The 23,466-nt window shown below is 70.6% G+C and carries 20 protein-coding genes and 3 tRNA genes; 11 read left to right on the top strand and 12 right to left on the bottom strand.

Annotated elements, in window-relative coordinates; translation table 11 throughout:
• Positions 1-9 precede the first annotated feature (9 nt).
• The 8 genes from pstB to AB3X07_RS08810 all read left to right on the top strand — a co-directional run bounded on the left by pstB (position 10) and on the right by AB3X07_RS08810 (position 6,121).
• Entirely contained in the window at positions 10-837 is an 828-nt protein-coding gene (gene pstB, locus AB3X07_RS08845; protein WP_369944096.1) for a phosphate ABC transporter ATP-binding protein PstB, read from the top strand.
• Between the two features lie 140 nt (positions 838-977).
• Positions 978-1,685, top strand: coding sequence for a phosphate signaling complex protein PhoU (gene phoU / locus AB3X07_RS08840; RefSeq protein WP_369944095.1), 708 nt, complete (start codon positions 978-980; stop codon positions 1,683-1,685).
• Positions 1,686-1,861: 176 nt separating this feature from the next.
• Complete coding sequence (locus AB3X07_RS08835) at positions 1,862-2,224, top strand: hypothetical protein (RefSeq protein WP_369944094.1); 363 nt, start codon at positions 1,862-1,864, stop codon at positions 2,222-2,224.
• Complete coding sequence (locus tag AB3X07_RS08830; protein ID WP_369944092.1) at positions 2,211-3,068, top strand: DUF692 domain-containing protein; 858 nt, start codon at positions 2,211-2,213, stop codon at positions 3,066-3,068. The genes AB3X07_RS08835 and AB3X07_RS08830 overlap by 14 nt, the downstream gene beginning before the upstream one ends.
• Positions 3,061-3,807 (top strand): DNA-binding domain-containing protein, encoded by a 747-nt coding sequence (locus AB3X07_RS08825; protein WP_369944091.1) that lies wholly within the window; start codon positions 3,061-3,063, stop codon positions 3,805-3,807. The genes AB3X07_RS08830 and AB3X07_RS08825 overlap by 8 nt, the downstream gene beginning before the upstream one ends.
• A 155-nt stretch (positions 3,808-3,962) precedes the next feature.
• Complete coding sequence (rnt, locus tag AB3X07_RS08820) at positions 3,963-4,607, top strand: ribonuclease T (RefSeq protein WP_369944090.1); 645 nt, start codon at positions 3,963-3,965, stop codon at positions 4,605-4,607.
• A gap of 326 nt (positions 4,608-4,933) precedes the next feature.
• Complete coding sequence (gene gvpU / locus AB3X07_RS08815) at positions 4,934-5,395, top strand: gas vesicle accessory protein GvpU (protein WP_369944089.1); 462 nt, start codon at positions 4,934-4,936, stop codon at positions 5,393-5,395.
• A gap of 228 nt (positions 5,396-5,623) precedes the next feature.
• The gene (locus tag AB3X07_RS08810) at positions 5,624-6,121 is read left to right on the top strand and encodes a hypothetical protein (protein ID WP_369944088.1); all 498 of its coding nucleotides are present in this window, start codon (positions 5,624-5,626) and stop codon (positions 6,119-6,121) included.
• Positions 6,122-6,209: 88 nt separating this feature from the next.
• On the opposite strand, the gene AB3X07_RS08805 is transcribed toward AB3X07_RS08810, so the two are convergent.
• The 5 genes from AB3X07_RS08805 to AB3X07_RS08785 form a co-directional block, all read right to left on the bottom strand.
• Positions 6,210-9,206, bottom strand: a complete 2,997-nt coding sequence (locus AB3X07_RS08805; RefSeq protein WP_369944087.1) for a diguanylate cyclase — start codon at positions 9,204-9,206, stop codon at positions 6,210-6,212.
• 475 nt (positions 9,207-9,681) lie between these two features.
• On the bottom strand, positions 9,682-10,428 hold the full coding sequence (gene rlmB, locus AB3X07_RS08800; protein WP_369944086.1) for a 23S rRNA (guanosine(2251)-2'-O)-methyltransferase RlmB: 747 nt from the start codon (positions 10,426-10,428) through the stop codon (positions 9,682-9,684).
• Positions 10,429-10,863: 435 nt separating this feature from the next.
• Positions 10,864-11,334 carry a GFA family protein gene (locus tag AB3X07_RS08795; protein WP_369944085.1) on the bottom strand — a complete coding sequence of 157 codons (471 nt, stop codon included), beginning with the start codon at positions 11,332-11,334 and terminating at the stop codon, positions 10,864-10,866.
• Positions 11,335-11,606: 272 nt separating this feature from the next.
• Positions 11,607-14,069 carry a ribonuclease R gene (gene rnr / locus AB3X07_RS08790; protein ID WP_369944084.1) on the bottom strand — a complete coding sequence of 821 codons (2,463 nt, stop codon included), beginning with the start codon at positions 14,067-14,069 and terminating at the stop codon, positions 11,607-11,609.
• 139 nt (positions 14,070-14,208) lie between these two features.
• Positions 14,209-14,295 (bottom strand) — tRNA-Leu (locus AB3X07_RS08785).
• A gap of 419 nt (positions 14,296-14,714) precedes the next feature.
• Here AB3X07_RS08785 and AB3X07_RS08780 point away from each other — a divergent pair.
• Positions 14,715-14,801: transfer RNA gene (locus tag AB3X07_RS08780), tRNA-Leu, on the top strand.
• A gap of 217 nt (positions 14,802-15,018) precedes the next feature.
• On the opposite strand, the gene AB3X07_RS08775 is transcribed toward AB3X07_RS08780, so the two are convergent.
• Positions 15,019-15,531 carry a DUF6265 family protein gene (locus AB3X07_RS08775; protein WP_369944082.1) on the bottom strand — a complete coding sequence of 171 codons (513 nt, stop codon included), beginning with the start codon at positions 15,529-15,531 and terminating at the stop codon, positions 15,019-15,021.
• Between the two features lie 200 nt (positions 15,532-15,731).
• On the opposite strand from AB3X07_RS08775, the gene AB3X07_RS08770 reads away from it, so the two are divergent.
• Positions 15,732-15,816, top strand: a tRNA-Leu gene (locus AB3X07_RS08770).
• A gap of 187 nt (positions 15,817-16,003) precedes the next feature.
• Here AB3X07_RS08770 and AB3X07_RS08765 read toward each other — a convergent pair.
• Entirely contained in the window at positions 16,004-16,201 is a 198-nt protein-coding gene (locus tag AB3X07_RS08765; RefSeq protein ID WP_369944081.1) for a hypothetical protein, read from the bottom strand.
• A 281-nt stretch (positions 16,202-16,482) separates the two neighbouring features.
• Here AB3X07_RS08765 and AB3X07_RS08760 point away from each other — a divergent pair, with 281 nt between their 5' ends.
• Complete coding sequence (locus AB3X07_RS08760; protein WP_369944080.1) at positions 16,483-16,833, top strand: helix-turn-helix domain-containing protein; 351 nt, start codon at positions 16,483-16,485, stop codon at positions 16,831-16,833.
• A gap of 132 nt (positions 16,834-16,965) precedes the next feature.
• Here AB3X07_RS08760 and AB3X07_RS08755 read toward each other — a convergent pair whose 3' ends face one another.
• The 5 genes from AB3X07_RS08755 to AB3X07_RS08735 all read right to left on the bottom strand — a co-directional run bounded on the left by AB3X07_RS08755 (position 16,966) and on the right by AB3X07_RS08735 (position 23,385).
• On the bottom strand, positions 16,966-18,513 hold the full coding sequence (locus tag AB3X07_RS08755) for a GDSL-type esterase/lipase family protein (protein ID WP_369944079.1): 1,548 nt from the start codon (positions 18,511-18,513) through the stop codon (positions 16,966-16,968).
• Between the two features lie 151 nt (positions 18,514-18,664).
• The gene (locus AB3X07_RS08750) at positions 18,665-20,242 is read right to left on the bottom strand and encodes a DHA2 family efflux MFS transporter permease subunit (protein ID WP_369944077.1); all 1,578 of its coding nucleotides are present in this window, start codon (positions 20,240-20,242) and stop codon (positions 18,665-18,667) included.
• An 8-nt stretch (positions 20,243-20,250) separates the two neighbouring features.
• Positions 20,251-21,432 carry an efflux RND transporter periplasmic adaptor subunit gene (locus tag AB3X07_RS08745; protein ID WP_369944076.1) on the bottom strand — a complete coding sequence of 394 codons (1,182 nt, stop codon included), beginning with the start codon at positions 21,430-21,432 and terminating at the stop codon, positions 20,251-20,253.
• Positions 21,433-21,442: 10 nt separating this feature from the next.
• A complete protein-coding gene (locus AB3X07_RS08740; RefSeq protein ID WP_369944074.1) occupies positions 21,443-22,939 on the bottom strand; it encodes an efflux transporter outer membrane subunit in 1,497 nt (498 codons plus the stop codon).
• Positions 22,936-23,385: a MarR family winged helix-turn-helix transcriptional regulator gene (locus AB3X07_RS08735; RefSeq protein WP_369944073.1), complete on the bottom strand. Its 450-nt coding sequence runs from the start codon at positions 23,383-23,385 to the stop codon at positions 22,936-22,938. Before AB3X07_RS08735 ends, AB3X07_RS08740 begins: the two co-directional genes overlap by 4 nt.
• Positions 23,386-23,466 lie beyond the last annotated feature (81 nt).

The following is a 23,466-nucleotide window of genomic DNA, read 5'->3' as shown; positions in this document are numbered from 1 at the left end:
GAACCGGCCATGAACGATCACCACAACGCCGCCCCGATGCACCGCATCGCCATGCCCACCGGGCACACCGCGCTGGCGCCGTCGCCGGTCAAGGTCGCCGCGCGCGGCCTGGACTTCTACTACGACAAGTACCACGCCCTGAAGGGCATCAACCTGGAGGTGCCGGAAAAGCGCGTCACCGCGCTGATCGGCCCGTCCGGCTGCGGCAAGTCCACCCTGCTGCGCATCTTCAATCGCATCTACGCGCTGTACCCGAAGCTGGAAGCGCGTGGCGAGGTGATTCTGGACGGCGAGAACATCCTCTCGCCCAAGTACCCGATGAACCGCCTGCGCAGCAAGGTCGGCATGGTGTTCCAGAAGCCGGTGCCGTTCCCGATGACCATCTTCGAGAACGTCGCCTACGGCATTCGCCACCACGAGAAGCTGTCCAAGGCCGACATGGCCGACCGCGTCGAGCACGCGCTGCGCCAGGGCGCGTTGTGGGACGAGGTCAAGGACAAGCTCGGGCAGAGCGCGCTGGGCCTGTCCGGCGGCCAGCAGCAGCGCCTGTGCATCGCCCGCGCGGTGGCGCTGCGCCCGGACGTGCTGCTGCTCGACGAGCCGACCTCGGCGCTGGACCCGATCTCCACCAGCCGCATCGAGCAACTGGTGGAAGAGCTGAAGACCGACTACACCATCGTCATCGTCACCCACAACATGCAGCAGGCCGCGCGCGTGTCCGACTACACCGCCTTCATGTACCTGGGCGACCTGATCGAGCACGACCGCACCGAGATCATCTTCTCGCAGCCCAGCAAGCAGCAGACCGAAGACTACATCACCGGCCGCTTCGGCTAGGCGGCCGCTCGGGCACTGCCCGATCGGCACCGGCGGACGCCGGCGCCCGGCCAGGGACGGCCGCGGCGCACGCGCCGGGGCCAGCCCCGCGCGGCCAGGCATGGCCGCGGCGACACTCACGCATTCAACGGACCTACGACATGAATACCCAGCCGAACGAGCACATCGTGAAGAGCTACGACGAAGAACAGCACCGCCTCGTTGCCGAGATCGTGCGCATGGGCGAGACCGCGGTGGCGCAGCTGGAAGCGGCGCTGGACGTGGTCGAGCGTCGCGACGACAACGCCGCGCTGCGCATCGTGGTCAACGACGAAGCGATCGACGCGCTCGAACAGGCGATCAGCCACGACGTGATGCGCCTGGCGCTGCGCGGGCCGATGGCGCGCGACCTGCGCGAGATCCTCGCCGGGCTGCGCATTCCGGCCGACATCGAGCGCATCGGCGACTACGCGGCGAACGTGGCCAAGCGCTCGATCGCGCTGAACACCTCGCCGCCGATGCCGCAGACGCTGGGCCTGCGCCAGCTCGGCACGCTGGCCGCGCAACAGGTGCGCGAGGCGCTGGCCGCCTACCAGGGCGGCGATGCCGACGCCGCGCTGCGGGTCCGCCAGGGCGATGCGGCGCTGGACGCGCAGTACACCGCGCTGTTTCGCGAACTGCTCACCTACATGATGGAAGATCCGCGCAACATCACCCCGTGCACGCACCTGCTGTTCATGGCCAAGAACCTGGAGCGGATCGGCGACCACGCCACCAACATCGCCGAGAACGTGTGGTTCCTGGTGCACGGCGACCAGCCGCTGCCGCCGCGCGACAAGCGCGACGAGACCAGCACGCCCGGCATGTGATCCCGGTGGGGTGGCGTGGCAAGCGGCCGCATGCGGTGCGCGCCACGTCCCCTGGCCGGCATCGCGTTGTCTGCGCGCCGCACCGCCACATGCGCGCGGCGGCGGCAACGGATAGGCTTGCGCACCACCGCCGGCGTCGCCACGCCGGCACCGCGCCCGCTGCCTGGAGAGTCCGCATGTCGATTCCGTCGCGTCCGTCCCCCATCCTCGTCGGCGCCGTCCTGCTTGGCGGCCTGGGACTGTCCGCGTCCGCGCTGGCCATGACCGACCTGGCCCAGGGCTATGCGCTCGGCGCGCAGGCCGCATCCCCGCCCGGCGCAGCCGCGACCACCACCGCCGCGCCGGCACAAGCCGCGCCCAAGGCCGATAGAACCCAGCGCGAGGCCAAGGCCGCCGAGGGCAGCTGCGGCGCGCACGCGCAAGCGGCCACGCCCGCCCAGCAGCCGGCCACGCCCGCCGCCGCCCCGGCGGCCACGCACGACGACAAGGCCATGACCGAAGGCAAGTGCGGCGAAGGCAAGTGCGGTGGCGGCAACTGACCCACCCCCGCGCGCGCTGGCCGCCGCCAGCGCCGGACTGGGCCTGCGCCGCGCCCTGCTGCCGGACCTGCTGCAGGCGCCGCCGGCGGCGCTGGATTTCCTCGAATGCGCGCCGGACAACTGGATCGGCGTCGGCGGCCGTCCCGGCGCGATGCTGGACGCACTGTCCGCGCGCTTTCCGCTGAGCTGCCACGGCTTGTCGCTGTCGCTCGGCGGCACCGCGCCGCTGGATACCGCGCTGTTGCGGCAGACCCGCCAATTCCTGGACCGGCACCAGGTCGCGCTGTACAGCGAACACCTGAGCTACAGCGCCGACGACGGCCATTTGTACGAACTCTTGCCGCTGCCGTTCACCGACGAGGCGGTGCGCCACGTCGGCGCGCGCATCGCGCAGGCGCAGGACGCGCTGGGCCGGCGCATCGCGATGGAGAACGTGTCCTACTACGCCGCGCCCGTACGCGCTTTGAGCGAAGCCGACTTCGTGGCGGCGGTACTGGCCGAGGCCGATTGCGACCTGCTGCTCGACGTCAACAACGTCCACGTCAATGCCGCCAACCATGGCGAGGATGCCCTCGCCTTCCTGGCCGCGATGCCGAGCGCGCGCATCGCCTCGTATCACATCGCCGGCCACCGCGACGATGTCGCCAGCGCGTTGAAGATCGATACCCACGCTGCCGCGGTCGCCGCCGACGTCTGGCAGTTGCTCGACACCGCCTACCGCCTGCATGGCGTCCGCCCGACCCTGCTGGAACGCGACGGCCAGTTCCCGCCGCTGCCGGAGCTGCTGGACGAGGTACAGCGCATCCGCGCCGCACAGGCACAGGCACAGGCCGCGCATGGCTGACACGCTGCAGGCGCAACAGTGGGCGCTGGCCCGGCACCTGCGCGATCCGCAGCGGCACGCGCCGCCGCCGGGCATCGACGCGCGGCGCCTGGAGGTGTACCGCACGCTGTTCTTCGACAACATCGCACAGTTGTTGACGCCGCAGTTTCCGGTGCTGCACGCCACGCTCGGCGAAGACGCATGGCAGGCGCTGCTGCGCGCGTTCTGCGCCGAACACCGGGCGCAGACGCCGCTGTTCCCGCGCGTGGGCGGCGAACTCGTGCGCTTCCTGCAGCAGCGCGCGCCCGACCCGCGGCGGCCGTGGCTCGCGGAGCTGGCGCACTACGAATGCGTCGAACTGGAAGTGCAGATCGACGATGCGCCGCTGCCGCCGCACGATCCGCACGGCGACCTGCTCGACGGCATTGCGCAACTCTCGCCCTGGCTGCGCCTGCTGCGCTACGACTGGCCGGTGCACCGCATCGGCCCGTCCTGGCAGCCGGACGCGACACCAGCGCAGCCGACCTGCCTGCTGGCGCGGCGCGATCGCGACGGCCAGGTCCGCTTCGCCGAGCTGGCGCCCCTGGTCCACGCACTGCTGCAGCGCCTGCACGACGGCGCGGGCAGCGGGCGCGCGACCTTGCTGCAGTTGGCGGCCGACCACGCGCAGGACCCTGCGGCCCTGCTGGACGAAGGCGCCGCCCTGCTTGAGCGCCTGCGCGAACAAGGCAGCGTGCTCGGCACCCGCGTGCCCGGCTGAGGCAGGCACGACGCCGGCGCGCGGCTTTGCCTTGGCCGCGACGTGAATTGCGACGGCCCGCGTTGTTGCCTGCTGGCGCCGTTTCCGGCGCGGTCGTCGCACGCGAACGGGGCCTGCGCGGGCGGCAGTCGGCCGCGCTCTGCTACCCTGCGCACATGAACCAGCACGTCGACGCCCCTTCCCAGCCCCTCGCCATCACGCCCATGTCGCGGCGTTTCCGCGGCTATCTGCCGGTGGTCGTGGACGTGGAGACCGGCGGCTTCGACTGGAACCGGCACGCGCTGCTGGAGATCGCCGCGGTGCCGATCGAGATGGACGATTTCGGCCAGCTCTACCCCGGCGCGACCGCCAGCGCGCATGTCGTGCCCGCGCCGGGCACCGCCATCGACCCCAAATCGCTGGAAGTCACCGGCATCATCCTCGACCATCCGTTCCGCTTCGCCAAGCCCGAGCGCGAGGCGCTGGACCACATATTCGCGCCGGTACGCGCGGCGGTGAAGAAGTACGGCTGCCAGCGCGCGATCCTGGTCGGGCACAACGCGCACTTCGATCTGAACTTCCTCAACGCCAGCGTCGCGCGCTGCGGGCACAAGCGCAATCCGTTCCATCCGTTCAGCGTGTTCGACACCGTGACCCTGGCCGGCGTCGCCTACGGCCAGACCGTGCTGGCGCGCGCGGTGCAGGCGGCCGGCTTCGACTGGAACGCCGCCGACGCGCACAGCGCGGTCTACGATACCGAGCAGACCGCGCGGTTGTTCTGCAAGATCGCCAACGCCTGGCCGGCACCGCAACTCGGCTGAGCGCGGCGCGCGCGCCGCGGAGCCCGACCGAACCGCCGGCGCCGCGTCGCGCACGGATCGCGGTTGCGCCGGCCACCAGGCAACGGCGACGGATCCCGCATTTCGACGACAGCGGCAAGGCCGCACCGCTCCGCGGAGTCATTCCGGCCCAGGCGCATGCTGGCGCACGCCGCTCACGCGCGGCTGTGGCACACTCGTGCGCACGCCGGAGCGCGGTTCGCGGCAACGCGATCGCCGCCGTCGAGCGCCTCGCGCAAGCCAGGCCCTCGCGGCGCGGCTGCCGCCAGCGCCGGGCCCATCTACAACCGCTCCACGAGGAGAACCGCATGACCGCGCAAGGCGACATCCACACCAATCCGGAACAGATCAAGCTGTCGTTCGACGGCCAGAGCGTCGACTGGTACCTGCAGAAGCTGGTCACGGTGGTCAACACCACCAACGTGCAATTCGGCGTCACCCTGTTCGTCGAAGGCGCGATCGTGTCGGGCGTGCTGGTCAGCGGCAAGACCTACTTCGAGGCCTTCGCGCAGGAGTTCTCCGCCGCCTATCCCGGCGACGCGGACGGCAAGGAAAGCATCCGCCAGGCCTTTGCCAGCCATGCGTCGATCTACGACGCGGGCAGCGACGAGCAAAGCAGCTCTCCGCCGCAGTTCATCCACCTGATCGATTCGCGCCACTTCTCGCCCGGCGGCCAGCCGCTGCCGAACAACCGCGGCGTGCTGTGGCGTGGCAAGATCAACGCCGTCTCCGGCTTCAGCCTGGGGTCGCTGTCGGCCGACGACGCCTGATCCACGAAACGCGCGGTGCGCGGAAGGCGCGGACGCGCCGTCCGCGCCCTCAGATGCCGCGTCGGCTTGCCGGTTTCCAATGGATCTTCCGCACGGCGCGCGCTGCAACGTCGCTATTGCGCCTCAGCGCCATCGCCGACCGCCGACAAGGGTGAGCACAACGGTCTGGCGCGGAAATGCGCGCGAGGGACTCGATCCGGCCGCGAGCGACATGGATCGCGGCGCCCGGTGCGGGTCCTGCCAACCTCCATCGCGCTGCGATCACGCGCACGCCGGCCGAGACCGATCACCACCGCCATGAACAAAACCGACGCCCTCGCGTTCCTGCGCGCCCATCAGCCGTTGCCCGCGGACGCCCAGCTCAGCCAGGGCCTGATCGACGCCTACGACGCGGCGAGACGCCTGTTCGTCGCCGCCCCCGATCGCGAAGCGCTGCCGTTGTTCCTACGCTCCTATGGCGATGGCGACGGATGGGGCGTCTATCCCCTGGTCGAGGACGTGTTCCATGCCTGCGACCGCGCGGACGTCGTCGCCGCGATCCGGGAGGTCCTGGAAGATCCATCGCTGCCGGAAGGCAGCCGATACTGGGTCACGCAGGTCGCCGCGGCGTTCGCGGATCCCAGCTTGCGCAACGGCCTCGCGCTGTCGGCCGGATCGGCGCATCGGGACATTCGCGAGGCCGCGCAGCTGTGCCTGGAACTGCTGGACGGCCACGGCCCGCGCTGACACCGCCGCCCCGCCACGCGATCGCCTCCGCGCAGGAGGCGCACAACTAGATCGCAAGCGCCGCCGATGCACGCGCCGCACACGGTCCTCAACCCACGCACACCCGATCGCGACCCAGCCCCTTGGCCCGATACAAGGCTTCGTCGGCGCGCTCCAGCCATTGGCTCGGGGTCTCGTCCGCACGCAGCGCGACCAGCCCGCCGCTGAAGGTGACCCGCAGCGCCGGCGCGTCGGCCCATTGCGCGCGCATATGGAACAGGTCGCGCAGGCGCGCGGCCATGCGCTCGGCGTCGGCCAGCGGCGTGTCGCCGAGCAGCACCGCGAATTCCTCGCCGCCCAGCCGCGCCGGCAGGTCGGAGCCGCGGCAGGCCTCGGCCAGCAGGCGCCCGACTTCGCGCAGCACCGCGTCGCCGGTGGCGTGCGAGTAGCCATCGTTGATCTGCTTGAAGCGGTCGATGTCGATGACCAACAGGCACAGCGGGTTGCCGGTGCGCTGCGCGCGCTGCACTTCGCGCTGCAGCACCTCGTCGAAATGGCGCCGGTTCGGCAGCGCGGTCAACGCGTCCTCGTGCGCCTGGCGCTCGAACGCGTCGGCCTGGTGCTGCAGGTCCGCCAGCAACTGGCTCTTGTCGGCGTCGGCGCGCAACAGCCGCTCGGTCTGCAGTTGCAGCGCGCCGGTACGCTGCTCGACCAGCCGCTCCAGGCGCAGATTGCGCCGCTGGTAGCGCGCGATCAGGTAGCGGTACAGCCCCACCAGCGCGCACAGCAGCGCCAGCGCGGCGGCCGCCTGCACGCTGTGCCGCTGCCACCACAGCGGGGCGACGCTGAACCGCCAGACCGCCTCGCGCGTCCCCCAGGCGCCGTCCGGGTGCGCCGCGGCCACTCGCAGGGTGTAGTCGCCCGGCGGCAGGCCGACGAACTCGACGCTGCGCTGCTGGCCGCGCTCCACCCACTCCTTGTCCAGGCCATCGAGTCGGGTGCGGTAGCGGATACGCTCAGGCAGCAGATAGCTGAGCCCCACATAGGACACCGCGATGCGCGTGGCGCCGGGCAACCGCGACTGCCGCCGCCATGCGAACGGGCGGCCATCCAGCAGCACGTTCTCGATCGCCGCCGGCGGCGGCAGACGCGTGCGGAAGCGTTGCAGACGTTGCGGATCGACGCTGCTGACGCCGCCGGCGGTGACCAGCCACACGCTGCCGTCGGCGCGCAGGATCATCGCCGGCCCGGAACTGCCGTTGCCCTGGGCATTGGCCATGCCGTCGATCTCGTTGTAGCGGGCCACCTGCACCCGGCCCGCGCGCCCATCGGCCACCGCGTCGAGCGCCTCGGCGCTGGTGCGCAGCACGCCGCGGTTGCTGCTGATCCAGACGTTGCCGAGGCGGTCGCGAACCAGCTGGAACACGGTATCCACGGGCATGCCCTGCTCCAGCCCGACCCGCGCCAACTGGCCGTCGCGCACGCGGTGCAGGCCGCGATCGGTGGAGATCCACACGTCGCGGCCCAGCGCCTGGAAACCGAACACGCTGCGCGCGCCGCCCAGCGGCTCCAACGGCAAGCGCCGCACGCGGCCCTCGCGCAGCACCGCGGCGCCGTCGACCGAGCCGATCCACAGCGCGCCCTCGATGCTGGCCAGCGCGGTGATCAGGCCCTGCGGCAGGCCCGGCACGTCGGCGGCGCGCGCCTGCTCGCCGTCGATGCGTACCAGCCCGCGCTGGGTGCCGATCCACACCGTGCCGGCGTCGTCCACGCTGATCGCGCGCACGTGGCCGCTGGGCAGCCCGTCTTGCTGGCCGTAGTGGCGGCGCACGCGGCCGTCGCGCATCCGGTAGACGCCGTCGGCATAGGTGCCGACCCACAGGTCGCCGTCCGCGCCGCGCGCCAGGCTCAGCACCGACGGCGCGCTGCCGTTGGCGTTGCGCAATCCGCTCGGCGCGACGCGGCCGTCGGCCGCCATGCGATCGAGGCCGGCGGCGCTGCCGATCCACAGCGCACCGTCCGGCGCTTCCAGCACGGCACGCACGTAGTCGCCACTGAGCCCATCGCGGCGGGTGTAGCTGGTGAACAGGGTTTCGCGCAGCCGGAACAGGCCGCCGTTGGCGCCGATCCAGAGGCTGCCCTCGGCATCCTCCAGCAGGCTCACCACACGGCCGTTGGGCAGCACGTCGCCCGGCGCCATGTGCTCGACCCCGTAAGGGCCGATGCGCAGCAGGCCCTGGTTCTCGGTGCCCAGCCACAGGTCGCCGTTGCGGTCGCGCAGCATCGCGGTGAAATGGCCGTAGCCCGGCAGGCGATGCACCAGCACCGCGCGCTCGCCCTCAAGCCGGTACACGTTCTCGCCGGCCACCAGCCACAGCGTGCCGTCGGCGTCGCGGTACGGCCAGGCCAGGCCCGGCGGCAGCCCGAACGCCGCCGGCGCGCGCCGCAGCGTGCCTTGCGCGTCGCGGTACAACAGCCCATCGAGGCTGCCGATCCAGACCCGATCCTGGTCGTCGACGGCCAGATGCGGAAAGCTCGCCGCCAGCGGCAGGTCCGGCGGCGCCGGCTGGTAATCGAAGCGGCCGTCCGGCCACAGGCAGCCCAGGCCGTTGCCCTCGAACAGCAGCCACAGCCGCCCGTGCCGGTCCTGGGTCATGGCGTGGATCAAGGCCCGCGGCCAGCCCGGCGGCTGCACCCAGAAGCGCCACGCACCGGCGCGATCGTAGCGGCCGAGATTGCCGCGCGAGTCGCTGAGCCACAGCGCGCCGTCGCGGCCGACGTACAGCGAGCCGACGCCGTTGTCGGGCAGGGCCGGGCGGGTGCTGCGGTCGATCACCGCGAACTCCAGGCCGTTGTAGCGCACCAGCCCTTCCCAGGTCGCGAACCACAGGCGCCCATCGGCGGTCTGCGCCAGGTCGCGCAGCGAGTTGTGCGGCAGGCCGTTACGCGAGGTCCAGGCATCCACCGCGTAGTCGCGCAGCGGCGGCGGGCCGCTGGCGTCGGCGGCGACGGCGCGCCAGGCCACGCCCAGCGCCAGCAGCAGGACCAGCAGCAACGGCGGGGCGAACGCCCACGCGCGCCCGCGCCCGCATGCGCGCCCGATCATCCCCCTCCCCCCGATGGCGTTCACCGTCCCGACCCGATCCGGCGCAGGCGCGGCACGACAGGCCTCTGGCACGAGAGGTCGGCATCGACGAAAAGGGGGTGACGCGGAATCATTTACCGAACGGAACGCGGGGCAATCGCCAATGGTAGGCAAAAAACCGGCGTTGCGGGCGGGGCCGTAGCAAAACCGAAGCAAGCGTCGCGTGAAGACTTCACGCCAGTCGAGCCGAACCGCATGCGCCCCCCCTTCTCCCCCGGGAGAAGGTGCCCCCGAAGGGGGCGGATGAGGGTACGTGCGAAGCCTCATGAAAAAAGCCACCGCCGCGGAGCGGATCAGGGTACCGGCGAAGCCTAGCGTCGCCATCACTCCGCGAGGGGCTTCGCCCCACCCTCACCCCACCCCCTCTCCCTGTGGGAGAGGGGCCTGCCTTGTCGCCGCTCACCGAAGCAGCGCGACCGTGGCGGCGACGCGGCGCTCAGCCCATGCGTTGCCGTACCGCCTCGAACAGGGTCACGCCGGTCGCCACCGACACGTTGAGGCTTTCGATGTCGCCCGGCATCGGGATCTTGACCAGGCCGTCGCAATGTTCGCGGGTCAGCCGGCGCAGGCCGTCGGACTCGCCGCCCAGCACCAGCGCCACGTTGCCGCGCAGATCCTGCGAGTACAGCGAGGTCTCGGCCTCGCCGACCAGGCCGTAGATCCACACGCCCTGCTTCTGCAGGTCGCGCAGGCAGCGCGCCAGGTTGGTCACCGCCACGATCGGAATGCGGTCGGCGGCGCCGGCCGAGGTCTTGCGCACGGTGGCGTTGACCGGCGCCGACTTGTCCTTGGGGATCACCACCGCGGTGGCGCCGGCCGCCGCCGCGCTGCGCAGGCAGGCGCCGAGATTGTGCGGATCCTGCACACCGTCGAGCACCAGCAGCAACGCGCGGCCCTCGGCGGCGGCGACCAGGCCTTCCAGCTCGTTCTCGCCCCAGGTGCGCGCCGCGGCATAGCGCGCCGCCACGCCCTGGTGGCGTACCGCGCCGCCGACGCCGTCCAGCGCCTGGGTGTTGACCCGCCGCACCTCGATGCCCTTGCGCCGCGCGTTCTCCTCGATCTCCACCAGCCGCGGGTTCTTGCTGCCCGCCTCGACCAGCACCTCGCGCACGTTGTCGGCATCGTTCTCGATCGACGAAGCCACGGCGTTGACGCCGACGATCCACTGGTTCTGCTTGCTCATGAGGCGGGGACTGCGAGGAAGGAAAGCGGGCATGGTAGGCGTTGCGGCTGCTCGCGTCACATGGGTGGGGGGCTGGGAATGGGGAATCGGGAATGGGGAATCGGAAGTGCGGCGTCTGTGGCCTGTTGATTCCTGCGCGCAAGGACGCGGCCGCGCCTCGGCCGTCGGCGCGGCGCTCGGGCCGCGCGCGTCGCGGCTGAAGCCGCTCCTACACGAGGCGTCGGCTCGGGGTGGCCAGCGGCTGCGGAACCGCATCGGAACGCCTGCGCCATCGTGCGGCGGAGGATCGGCAGGCAGCCAGCGGCATCGTCCGCATCACGTCATCGCGCAGCGTGTGGCCCGGGGCGGCGATGGCGTAGTCGAGCGGCGACAGACCGTCTTGCAGGCTAACGCGGCGAGCGAGGCTGCAGTGGCTCGGTCGGCCAGCGCCCTGACTCAGTCCGGCCAGCGCTCGGTGTCGTGGTCGGGATGCTGGTACGACACCAGCTCCGCCAGGAACGGCGCCGCATCCAGGTCGGCGTCGGTGCGGATCGCGGTCAGCCGGTGCAGTGCGTCCACGAACGGCAGCTTGCCTTCCAGACCGTACTGGATGCGCGGCGGCAGCGCGGCCGGATCGTCGAACGCACCGGCGGCCACGGCGACGCCGTCCGGCGCCTCGTAGGTCAGCGGCGTGCCGCAGTCGGCGCAAAAGCCGCGCCGCACCAGGTTGGAGGACTGGAAGCGCTTCGGCGTCCCCCGCGTCCACTCCAACTCCGCGCCGCGCGTGGACACCAGCGGCGCGTAGTACGCGCCGAACGCCTTCTGGCACATCCGGCAATGGCAGATCGAGGCGTCGTCGAGCCGGCCACGCACCCGGAAGCGCACCGCGCCGCACTGGCAACCGCCGCTGTATTGGTCGTACTCCATGTCTGCTCCCGGATGCGGTTGCGCACTGCGTGACACCGACCTTTTACCAGAGTTGCGAGTGACGACTGCGGCAGGCCACGTCCGCGGCTGCAGATCCTCGTGCAGATGCGGTACGTCCGCGGCCGGCGACGACGCCGGACCGAGGGCCGCCGTGGACAGCGCCGATCGGCCGAGCGTGGCCGGTTCGGCGCACGCCTGCCCCGGCGCGGCCTCGGCCGCGCCGATGGCGCGATCGCGGTGCGCGCGCGGCGACCCGCCGCGGCACCGCGCCGTCAGTACTTCTTTTTCTTGCGCTTGGCCGGCTGCCCGCGTTCGGGCGGCGGCGCCATGTCGGTCAACGGCTCGCCTTCCACGACCAGGCGGAAGTCGATCTTGCGCTCTTCCATGCTGGCCTTGAGCACCAGGATACGGACCCGGTCGCCGAGCCGGAACTGCATCCCGCGGCGCTCGCCCGTCAATGTCTTGCGTACCGCGTCGAACTGGTAATAGTCCTGCGGCAACTGGGTCACGTGGATCAGGCCATTGACCTTGGACTGGTCCAGCTCCACGAACAGGCCGAAGCTGGTGACGCCGCTGACCACGCCGTCGAACTGGCCGCCGACATGCTTCTCCATCCATGCCGCGCGGTAGCGCTCGTCGACCTCGCGCTCGGCCTCGTCGGCGCGGCGCTCGCGCTCGGAGCACTGCAGCGCCAGCGCCGCCATCTCGCGCGGCGAATACAGATACTTGTCCGGCGCGCCGCGGGTCAGCGCGTACTTGATCGCGCGGTGCACCAGCAGGTCCGGATAGCGGCGGATCGGCGAGGTGAAGTGCGCGTAGGCCTCCAGCGCCAGGCCGAAGTGGCCGGCGTTGTCCGGCGAGTACACCGCCATGCTCTGGCTGCGCAGCAACACCGACTCCAGCAGCGCCGCGTCGGGGCGCTCGCGCACCTTCTTCAGCAGCTTGGTGTAGTCGCCCGGCACCACCTTGTTCCACGGCGGCAGGCTCAGCTTGAATTCCTTGAGGAACTCCAGCAGGTCGGCGTACTTGGACTCCGGCGGCCGCTCGTGCACGCGGTACGGGGCCGGGATGCGCGCCTCCAGCAGATGCCGCGCCGCAGCCACATTGGCGGCGATCATGCACTCCTCGATCAGCTTGTGCGCGTCGTTGCGCACCAGCATGCCGGCCTGGGTCACCTCGCCGGTGTTGTCGAGCACGAAACGCACTTCGGAGGTCTCGAACTCGATCGCGCCGCGGCGCGAACGCGCCTTGGCCAGCACCTGGTACAGCTGGTGCAGGCGCTCCAGGTGCGGCAGCACCGCGGCCACGTCCTTGCGCACCTGCTCGTCCTTCTCGCCCACCGCCTGCCACACCTGGTCGTAGGTGAGCCGCGCGTGCGAGTTCATCACCGCCTCGTAGAAGCGCGCTCCGGCCACCTCGCCCTGGCGATCGATCTGCATGTCGCAGACGAAGCACATGCGGTCGACCTTGGGATTGAGCGAACAGATGCCGTTGGACAGCGTCTCCGGCAGCATCGGCACCACGAAACCGGGGAAGTACACGGAGGTCGCGCGCCGCACCGCCTCGGTGTCCAACGGCGTGCCGGGGCGCACGTAGTGCGACACGTCGGCGATCGCCACCACCAGGCGGAAGCCGTCGGCGTTGGCTTCGCAGAACACCGCGTCGTCGAAGTCCTTGGCGTCGGCGCCGTCGATGGTCACCAGCGGCGTCTGTCGCAGGTCCACGCGACCCTTGACCGCGGCCGGCTCCACCGTCAGCGGCACCGCCGCGGCTTCGTCCAGCACCTCCTGCGGGAATTCGTACGGCAGCTCGTGGCCGTGGATCGCCGCCTCCACCAGCAGCGATGGGGTCAGCTTGTCGCCGAGCACCGCGATGATCTTGCCGATCGGCGGGCGCCGCCCGTCCGGGGTCGAGGTGAGTTCGCACACCACCAACTGGCCGTCGCGGGCCTCGCCGGTGGCGTCGATGGGGATCTGCACGTTGCGCTGGATGCGCTTGTCGTCGGGCACCACGTAGGCGATACCGCCTTCCAGGCTGAACCGGCCGATCAGCCGAGTCAGGCCGCGCTCCAGCACGCGCGCGATGCTGCCTTCGCGGCGGCCGCGGCGGTCGATGCCGGTGACGTTGGCCAGGGCGCGATCGCCGTGCAGCACCTTGCGCATCTCGTAGGGCGGCAGGAACAGGTCGTCGCCGCCCTCGTCCGGGCGCAGGAAGCCGAAGCCGTCGGGGTTGGCGATCACCACGCCGGGGATCAAATTGGTCTGCTGCACCGGCGCGTAGCCGCCGCGGCGGTTCTGCACCAGTTGCGCCTCGCGCAGCATCGCGCCCAGGCGCTTGCTCAACGCCTCCATGCGCGAGGGCTCGGTCAGGCCGAGTTGCGCCGCCAGTTCTTCCAGGGTCTGCGGGCCGTCGCAGCGGTCGAGCAACTGCAGGATCGCCTCGCGGCTGGCGATGGGCTCGGCATAGCGCTGGGCCTCGCGCGCGGCGAACGGGTCGACCACGGCAGCCGGCGCCGCGGCCGCCGACTTGCGTGCCGGCGCGGCGGGTTCGGGCGGATGCAGCGGTTGCAGCGGCGGCTTGGGGGTGCGCCGCAGGAAACTGGGCAGGCTCGGCATCCACGCCGGCAGCCTGGATTTCTTCGGCGCGGGCGCCGCCGGGGTGGCGGCCTTGCTGGTGGGTGTGTCGTGGGATGCGGATTTGCCGGACTTGCCGGACTTGCTTTTGCGAGTTGTCATCCGCGCATGGTACTCCCATGCAGGTTGCCGCCAAGCGAAGCGGAGGCCGCGCGCGCGCCGACCGCGGCCCCAGAAACGACGAAGCCCGCGTCAGCGGGCCGGTCGTTGCGGAAGCCCAGCGCTTCCGCAGTGTTGCATTTGGTGCCCAGAAGAGGACTCGAACCTCCACGAAGTTGCCCCCGCTAGCACCTGAAGCTAGTGCGTCTACCAATTCCGCCATCTGGGCGATGGGCGCCGCCTATTCTCCAGGCTACGTACCCGCTTGTCAACGCGGCGCGCGCGGGTGCCCGCCGGCAGTCGAGACGCGGCCCCTGCGCGCCGTTGCATGCGCGCCAACCGCTGCGCACCCACACCCAGTTCGGCCACGCGTCCGCCCGCATCGCCTCCCAACGGGCTGCGGCGCACTCGGCGAACATCGCAACGCCACTTTCTGGCCCGCCGCGACGGCGCACCGATGGCGCCACGCAGTGCATCCGGGCAGGAGCAGCATCTGAGCACGGCGTTGCTCGCCCTGCCCGGCCGACCGCACGGCTGCGACCGCCATACGATTGTGTTGGCACCTGATTCACCACCGCGCCGCGGGCCGGCACGTTGCGTGTTGCTTGACAGATTCACACCCGCCCTACACAATCCTCGGCCTGTATCGCCCAGGTGGCGGAATTGGTAGACGCACTAGCTTCAGGTGCTAGCGGGGGCAACTTCGTGGAGGTTCGAGTCCTCTCCTGGGCACCATCGATACAGCGACACGCTCGAAAGAAATCCCGCTCCGGCGGGTTTTTTTTTGATTTGGCGACGCCGGCCACGCGGATGCCGAACATCCACTCCATGCCACTGTCGCAGGCCTGGTCGACAGTGCTTCCAGCGCCGCCGATCGGCCGCCGCGACAGCACAAGCGCGCACCCTGGCGTCAGCGCGTCTGCCACTCGGCCACTCGGCCACGCAGCAACGCTCAGCGCAGCGCCTTTCGCTGGGCCTCGCCGCCGCAAGGCACGGCCTTCATCGCGAACGACTGCCGCTTGTCCCCGTTGAGCATCTCGATACGGGCGAGCAGCGTTCGCTCGCCGTCGTAGCGGTACGCGATGCGCTGAGGAAAGTCATTGGCGGCGTTCTCGAAGACCGCGTCCTGGTCGGACGCCGCAACCAGCGAAAAGCTCGCCGCGCTACTGGCATTGGGCATCGGCCGGTACACGACGCCGTCGGCGGTCTGAACAAGCTGGATGAATTCGAAGAATTCCGTCCGGTCGCCACGGACCGTCTGGCTGTTGCCGAGCATCATGCCGGCGCGAGGCGACGTATAGGTCTCACGCATCGAGCCGCCGTCGCCGGTACTTCCCTCCCAGCATCCGGCGAGAAACGCAACGTCGTCCAGCGTGGCAGGAGGACGGGCAGCAGCGAACTGCGTCACCGCAAGTCCGAGCATGCCCAATATCGCCCGCCAGCGCTTCTTCGATGTCCTGGCCATCCCGATGCTCCTTGACCATGCAGGTAGCGCACAGCATGCCATCAGCTCGCACCGTGCATGACACCGCTGCGGCGACGCGAGCCGACCCCATGCACGACATGGCGCTCTCCGTCCCCCGCCCGCTGCTGCCACGCCGGCGACGGACGGCAAGAAGCGCTTGACAGCCCCCGTTGCCGCCAGCAGAATTCCGCGCCTGAGTTGCCCAGGTGGCGGAATTGGTAGACGCACTAGTTTCAGGTACTAGCGGGTAAAACCGTGGAGGTTCGAGTCCTCTCCTGGGCACCACGACCGACAGGTCGGCAGAGTTGAGAAAACCCGCTGCGGCGGGTTTTTTGTTGCCCGCGCCGCGCCGCGCCGCGCACGGCGCGACGCCCGGCATCGCCTGCGCAAGTTGCGATGCGCAAGCATCGCGGCAGCGCCGAGAGTCGGCCGCCACCCCGCCGCCATCGGCCCGCTTCGCCGCAGCGCGCACTCAGCGATCCGGTGGCCGGAACGCGCCGATGTCCACACGCACGCCATCCACCCACACCGCGACCATGTACGCACGGTAGCCCGGGTTGTGCCGCTCGGCGGCGCGCGCGGCGATGTAGGCGTTGGCGGCATGGACCAGCACGTACAGGGCCGGCTCCAGCTGCGCCACGCGCCTGAGTTTCACTTCGTAAGTCGCCATGTGCCGTTTCCCGCCGCGGCGTCGCGGCCATGGCCGATCGCGGCAACGACGCGCCACGCCGCAGCGCCGCCCTGCACCGTCGTTGCAACGGCAATGGAGATCGGGCCAAACACCATGCACTCCTCGGTCGTCCTTGTCCGGCGTGCGCGTCCTCACGCGTCGGCGCGTCCCGCACCGCCAAAGTATCGAATTTCCGAACATCTAGAGTCAAGCATGCCTGTACGACAAGGTGACGGATGCTCCATATCTTGGTAAACCCCCGTCTCCGCAAGGCCACCGCGATGAAAAGCTTCGGCGACCGTTTGCGCGAAGCCAGGAAAGCCGCCGGCCTGACCCAGGAACAGTTGGGCTTCGCGCTGGGCGTGACCAAGTCGTCGGTGTCGGCATGGGAAAACGATCGCGAAACGCCGAGCTTCCGCCTGCTGCCCAATCTGCGCGGCGTGCTCAAGCGTTCGCTGGACGAGTTGATCTGCGGCCAGGGCCACAGCGGCGCGCGCCTGCAGGACAGCCCGGCCGATTACGCGCTGCAGGCGCACGATACGCACGAGCAGGCGCTGCTGACCCGCTATCGCAACCTGCCGGCGCGGCGCCGCGAAGCGGTGCTGGAGCTGCTCAAGCCGGACAAGGGCTGAGCGCGCGCCGCATCCGCGAACCGATAGCCCCTGTACCCCCTGTAGGAGCGGCTTTAGCCGCGACGGACTCCATCGACAAGACCTGTCGCGGCTGAAGCCGCTCCTACAGGAACAGCCGGCGGCTGCGGCGTTTCAGCCGCCCACGCCGATCTCGCGCAGCGCATCGCCCCAGATCCGGTAGCCGTCTTCGCTGGGATGCGTGCTGTCGGGCATCAGCGCCTGCGGCAGGCTGCCGTCGGGTTGCAGGAAGCGCGCGCCGATGTCCAGCCAGCGCACCGCCGGGTCGTGGCCGAAACGCGCGGCCAGCAGGCGGTTGGTCTGCGCGATCGGTTCGCGCCGTGGCGAATCGGCTTCAAAACCGCGCGGCAGGATGCCCATCAGCACGATCCTGCTGCGCGGCAGCCGCTGCCGCACCTCGGCGACCACCGCGGCCACGCCCTCGGCGGTTTCCTGCGGCGTGCTGGCGCGCGCGTTGTCGGTGCCGGTGAGGTTGTTGGTGCCGATGTTGATCACCACCCAGCGCGGCGCCAACCCGTCCACCTCGCCCTGGCGCAGCCGCCACAGCACGTTCTGGGTGCGATCCCAGCCGAAGCCCAGGTTCAGCACCTTGCGCGCGCCGAAGGTGCGCTGCCAGGCCTGCGCGCCGCCGACCCGCGTCGCCTGCGGCGGTCCGCCCCAGAAGTGGGTGATCGAGTCGCCGAGCATCACCACCTCCGGCTGCAGCTGGCGCGCGACGTCCAGCGCGGCATGGTGGCGCGCGTACCAGTCGTAGGAATCCTGTTCCAGCCACGGCACCGGGATCAGCGCGGTATTGGCCTGGGTCATCGCCGCCAGCGGCACCCGCGGCGGCTCGCCGAGCAGGCGCGCCAGGGTCGGCTCGATCGCCTCGGCCATGCGCCGCTGGCCGCGCGTGTCCGGATGCAGGGCGGCACCCGGCGGATGCAGCCGCGGGTCGTAGAACAGGCTCTCGTCGAGCATGCCGTCCTTGCGGAACACCGCGCCGATGTCGAGATACGCCACGCGCGGGTTGTCGCCGTAGCGCACCGCCAGGGCGCGGTTGACCTCGGCGTCGCGCGCACTCTTCTGCGCCGATCCGGCGCTGGGCAGCAGGCCGAGCAGCAGGATGCGCGTCTTCGGCAGGCGCTGCTCCAGGGTCGCCACCACCGCGTCGATGCCGCGCACCGTGTCCGCCGCGCTGTGCCGCTCGTACCCGGTGTTGTTAGTGCCGATCAACAGCATCGCGACCTTGGGCTGCAGCCCATCCACTTCGCCGTGCTGCAGCCGCCACAGCACATGCTCGGTGGCGTCGCCGCTGAAGCCGAGGTTGAGCGCGCCGCGGCTGCCGTAGAAGGTCTGCCAGGTCGGCTGGAAATCCTCGTCCGGCGCCTTCGCCTTGTCGTAGTTGTGGGTGATCGAGTCGCCGATCAGCAGCAGCGGCGCGTCCGGGTGCGCGCGCACCTGCTCCAGCACCTGCTGGTGGCGCTGCGCCCACCAGGCTTCGTGCAGGCGGTCGGTCGGCGTGATCGCCGCCATGTTCGGCTCGGCATGCGCGCTGGCGCCGCCGCTGGCGAGGGCGCCAAGGCACAGCAGCAGCGCCGCGCACCACCGGGCGCGTGCAGCGCCGCGACGCGACCGCGGGGACTCCGGGCGAAACCACAAGGCGCGCAGAAAACGCTGCATGTCCGAACCTGCCGCTAGGTGCGAGGGAGCGGCATTCTGGTCCGCCGGCCACCGCAACGGCAAGCGCGCGACAGCGCGGGCCACGCGCGCAGCCGGCGCACAAACGAAACCCCGCGCGCGGCGGGGTTTCGTCGTTGCCGGCGCGCCGGACTCAGTGACCGCCCGCGGCGGCGGCCCCGCCACCGCCCGCGAACGGCGGCTTGGCCAGCCACAGGAAGAAGATGATGCCCAGGAACGTCCAGCCCAGCAGGTAGAAGATGTCGTTGAAGCCCATCTGCGAGGCCTGGTGGTTGATGGTGTTGTTGAGGAAGGCTGCACCGGTCTGCAGGTCGCCCTGCCCCATCGCCCGCACCTGCTCCTGCATCCCCGGCGTGTAGGCGGAGATGTGCTCGGTGAGCTGGGCGTGGTGCATCTGCGTGCGCTTGGACCACAGGTAGGTGGTCAGCGAGGCGGCGAAGCTGCCGCCAAGCGTGCGCAGGAAGGTGGCCAGGCCCGAGCCGGCCGCGATCTCGCGCCCATCCAGGTCCGACAGCAGGATCTGCAGCACCGGCATGAAGAACAGCGCCACGCCCACGCCCATCAGCAGCTGCACCCCGGCCACGTGGGCGAAGTCGACCTGCAGGTTGAAGTCCGAGCGCATGAAGCTGGTCGCCGCCATGAAGATGAAGGCGATGCTGGCCAGCATGCGCAGGTCGAAGCGCGAGGCGTACTTGCCGACGAACGGGGTCATCAGCACCGGCAGGATGCCGATCGGCGCGGTGGCCAGGCCGGCCCAGATCGCGGTGTAGCCCATGTCGCGCTGCAGCCACTGCGGGATCAGCAGCGACACGCTGAAGAACGCGGCATAGGCCACGATCAGCGCCATGGTGCCGGCGCGGAAGTTACGGTGGCGGAACAGGCGCAGGTTGACGATCGGATCCTTGTCGGTGAGCTCCCAGATCAGGAACACCGCCAGCGCCACCGCCGAGATCGCGGCCAATATCACGATCTTGTCCGAACTGAACCAGTCCTCGTCGTTGCCCAGGTCCAGCACCAGCTGCAGGCAGCCGACGCCGATGATCAGGGTGATCAGGCCGACATAATCCATGCGCGGGCGCTCGGTCGGCTCGGGGCGGTCGCGCAACTGCGCGCCGACCACGACCGCGGCGATGATGCCCAGCGGCACGTTGATCAGGAAGATCCATTCCCAGCTGTAGTTGTCGGTGATCCAGCCGCCCAGGATCGGGCCGGCGATCGGCGCGACCACGGTGATCATCGCCAGCAGCGCCAAGGCTTGCCCGCGTTTCTCGCGCGGGTAGATCGACACCAGCAAGCTCTGCGTGATCGGGTACATCGGCCCGCACACGAAGCCCTGGATCGCGCGCGACACCACCAGCATGCCCATGCTCTGCGCCAGGCCGCACAGCAGCGAGGCGATGGTGAAGGACAGCGTGGCCCACACGAACAATTTGGTCTCGCCGAAACGCCGGCTGAGGAAGCCGGTCAACGGCAGCGCGATCGCGTTGCTGACCGCGAACGAGGTGATGACCCAGGTCGCCTGCTGCGAGCTGGCGCCGAGGTTGCCGGCGATGGTCGGCAGCGAGACGTTGGCGATGGTGGTGTCGAGCACCTGCATGAACGAGGCCATCGCCAGGCCCACGGTGCACAGCGCCACGCTCGGCGGGCGGAACGCGGCGGCCGGGGCGCCCGGTGCCCCGGGCGCGGCGGGAGTGGCTGCTTGGTTGGACATGGCCGGGCTCAGTTCGCCTTGGCGGCGTCGGGCAGGTTGGCGTGGATGATCTGGGCGATGGCCTCATCGGCCTGGCTCAGCTGCTGCGCGTAGACGTCGGTGTCAAGCAGCGTACCGCTGGCGAACTTGGTCGGCAGCACGCCGCCGTGCTGCTGGTGCAGGTTCACGTCCACCTTCATCGACAGGCCGATGCGCAGCGGGTTCTGCGCCAGTTGCTTGGGATCGATGGCGATGCGCACCGGCACGCGCTGCACGATCTTGATCCAGTTGCCGCTGGCGTTCTGCGCCGGCAGCAGCGAGAACGCGCTGCCGGTGCCCAGGCCCAGGCTCTGCACCGTGCCCTGGTAGCGCACCGCGCCGCCGTACAGATCCGACTCCAGTTCCACCGGCTGGCCCAGGCGCATGTGCTTGAGCTGGGTTTCCTTGAAGTTGGCTTCCACCCACACCTGCTCCAGCGGCACCACCGCCATCAGCGCGGCGCCCGGCTGCACGCGCTGCCCGACCTGCACCGAACGCCGCGCGACGTAGCCGGTGACCGGCGCGACGATGGCGCTGCGGGCGTTGTTGAGGAACGCCTGGCGCACCTGCGCGGCGGCGGCCTGCACGTCGGGCTGGTGGGCCACGCCGTTGTCGTCGATCAGCGCGCGGTTGCGCTCCACCGTCTCGCGCGAACCGCTGACCGCGGCCTCGGCGGCGGCCAGTTGGTCGCGCGCATGCGCCAGCTCTTCGGCGGAGATCGCGCCGCTGGCGACCAGGCTGGTGCGGCGGGCGACGTCGGCGCGGGCGCGCTGCAGGGTCACCTGCTGCGCCGACAGTTCGGCCTGCGCGCCTTCCACGGTGCGGTACAGGCCGCGCACCTGGCGCACCGTGCGCGCCAGATTGGCTTCGGCCTGCTGCAGCGCGACCTCAGTGTCGGCCGGGTCGAGCTTGACCAGCAACTGGCCGCGCTCCACGCGCATGCCGTCGTCGGCGCCGATGCTGACCACGGTGCCGGCGACCATCGGCGTGATCTGCACCAGGTTGCCCTGCACGTAGGCGTCGTCGGTGTCCTCGTGCCAGCGGCCGGAGACGAAGTACCAGATCGCCAGCGCGATCAGCACCAGCACCACCACCACGGCCAGGCCGCGCAGCAGCTTGCCGCGCCGGCTGGGAGCGGGAGCGGAGGAATCGGGGGTCGTTGTCTGATTCATTGCGGCGGTCTCAGGAATGCGTGGAAGCGGAAGGGGTCGACGGCGCGTCGGCCGCGGAGGTGGCTTCGTAGCCACCGCCCAGCGCCTGGTTCAGGCGCACCGACACCAGGATCTGGTTGGACTGCAGCGAGGCCAGGCGCTGCTGCGCCTCCAGCAGCTGCTGCTGCACGCTCAGCACGTCGAGGTAGTTGCCGATGCCGGCGCGGTAGCGCTGCTGCGCCAGGTCGAAGGCGGCGCGCGCGGTGTCCACCGCCTGCGCTTGCTGCTGCGCCTGCTGTTGCAGCGAACGCGCGGCGCTGACCTGGTCGGCGACCTCGCGCAACGCCGTCACCAGCGCCTGGTTGTAGTTGGCCACGGCCAGGTCGTACTGCGCGTCGCGCTCGGCCAGTTGGCTGCGCAGGCGGCCGCTGTCGAACAGCGGCAGGCTCAGGCTCGGCGCCAGGTAGCCGAGCACCGCGTCGCCCTTGAACAGGTCGCCGGGGTTCTTCGCGGCGACGCCGCCGAGCAGGGTGAGATTGATGCTGGGATAGAACTGCGCCTTGGCCGCGCCGATGCTCTGCGAGGACGCCTCGACCCGCCAGCGCGCCGCGACCACGTCGGGACGGCGCCCGAGCAGGTCGCTGGGCAGCACCGACGGCAACTGCACCGCCATCGGATCCAGCGGCCGCGGCCGCTCGATCTGCAGGCCACGATCCGGGCCGCGCCCGAGCAGCGCCGCCAGCGCGGTGCGCGCCTCGTCGATCTGTTGCTGCGCGGCCTGCTGCTGCTGACGCGCCGCCGGTACCCGCGCCTCGGCCTGGCGCAGTTGCAGGTTGCTGTCGATGCCGGCGCCGACGCGCTGCCGCACCAGCTTCAGGCTGGTGTCGGCGCGCGCCAGCTCCTCGCCGGCCAGGTCGTACAGCCGCCAGGCGTAACCGAGCTGCGCGTAGGCATTGGCCACCGCCGCCGACAGGTCCAGCCGCGCGGCCTGCGCATCGACCTGCGCCGCATGCGCCTGGTCCACCGCCGCTTCCCAGGCGGCGCGCTTGCCGCCCCACAGGTCGAAGCCGTAGCTGAAATCCAGCAGCGCCTGCTCGTTGTGGATGTACTTGCCGCCGATCTCGTCGCCGGCCAGTCCCTTGGGCAGTTGCAGGCCGGTATAGCCGGCGGACAGCGACAGTTTGGCGCCGCGGTCGGCGTTGGCCGCGCCGGCCTGGGCCTGCGCCAGGCGCAGCCGCGCGTCGGCCGCCTCCAGGCTCGGCGTGCCCTGCAGCGCTTCGGCAATCAGCGCGTCCAGTTGCGGGTCGCCCAGCGCCGTCCACCAGTCCTGCCGCGGCCAGGCGGCCGGCGCCAGATGCGCGGCGGCCAGGGTCTTGCCGGCCTGCAACTGCTGATCGGCGTCGAGCCGGCGGCCTTGCGGTTCCAGGCCGCGGCTGCTGGCGCAGGCGGCCAGCGCCAGGGTGAGGGCCGCGACCGCGAACGGGCGCAGGCGATGGGACGATGCGGAGAGGTTCATAAGCGGGTTCATGGCGAATTGAGGGAATCGCGGACGCGGATCAACAGCGAAGTGAGTTGCTCGCGTTCGTCGGCGGAGAGGTCGCGCAGCGCGTTGGCGATGGTCTCGTCGCCGCGGCGCTTGAGCTGTTGCCACAGCGCGCGGCCTTCGTCGGTGAGCACGATCTGCAAGGCGCGGCGGTCCTGCGCATGCGCCTCGCGACGCACCCAGCCCAGGTCCTGCAGCCTGTCCAGCAGGCGGGTCACCGCGCTGGGGTTCTGGTCGATGGCCTGGGCCAGTTCGTTGGCGGTGCACGGCGCCATGTAGGACAGCGCCTTCATCCCGATGTAGTGGGTGAAGCCCAGATCCGGCTCCAGCCCGGCCATGGCCTGGTCGAGATGGCGCATCAGGCCGTCACGCACCTGGCGCAGCAGCAGGCCGAACGAGGGCGGGCCCGGGAGGGAGGGAGCGAAGTTCATGGGCGCCAATTATTTTCATTTAGAAATATATGTCAAGAAAATATCTCCAAAGAAAGTAGATGCTGCGTTGCACCAGAAGAA

It is taken from the genome of Xanthomonas sp. DAR 35659 (genome assembly GCF_041242975.1).
GTDB classification, from domain to species: Bacteria; Pseudomonadota; Gammaproteobacteria; order Xanthomonadales; family Xanthomonadaceae; genus Xanthomonas_A; species Xanthomonas_A medicagonis.
The sequence above is the reverse complement of the archived record's forward strand: the minus strand, read 5'-3'. Positions and strand labels throughout refer to the sequence as shown.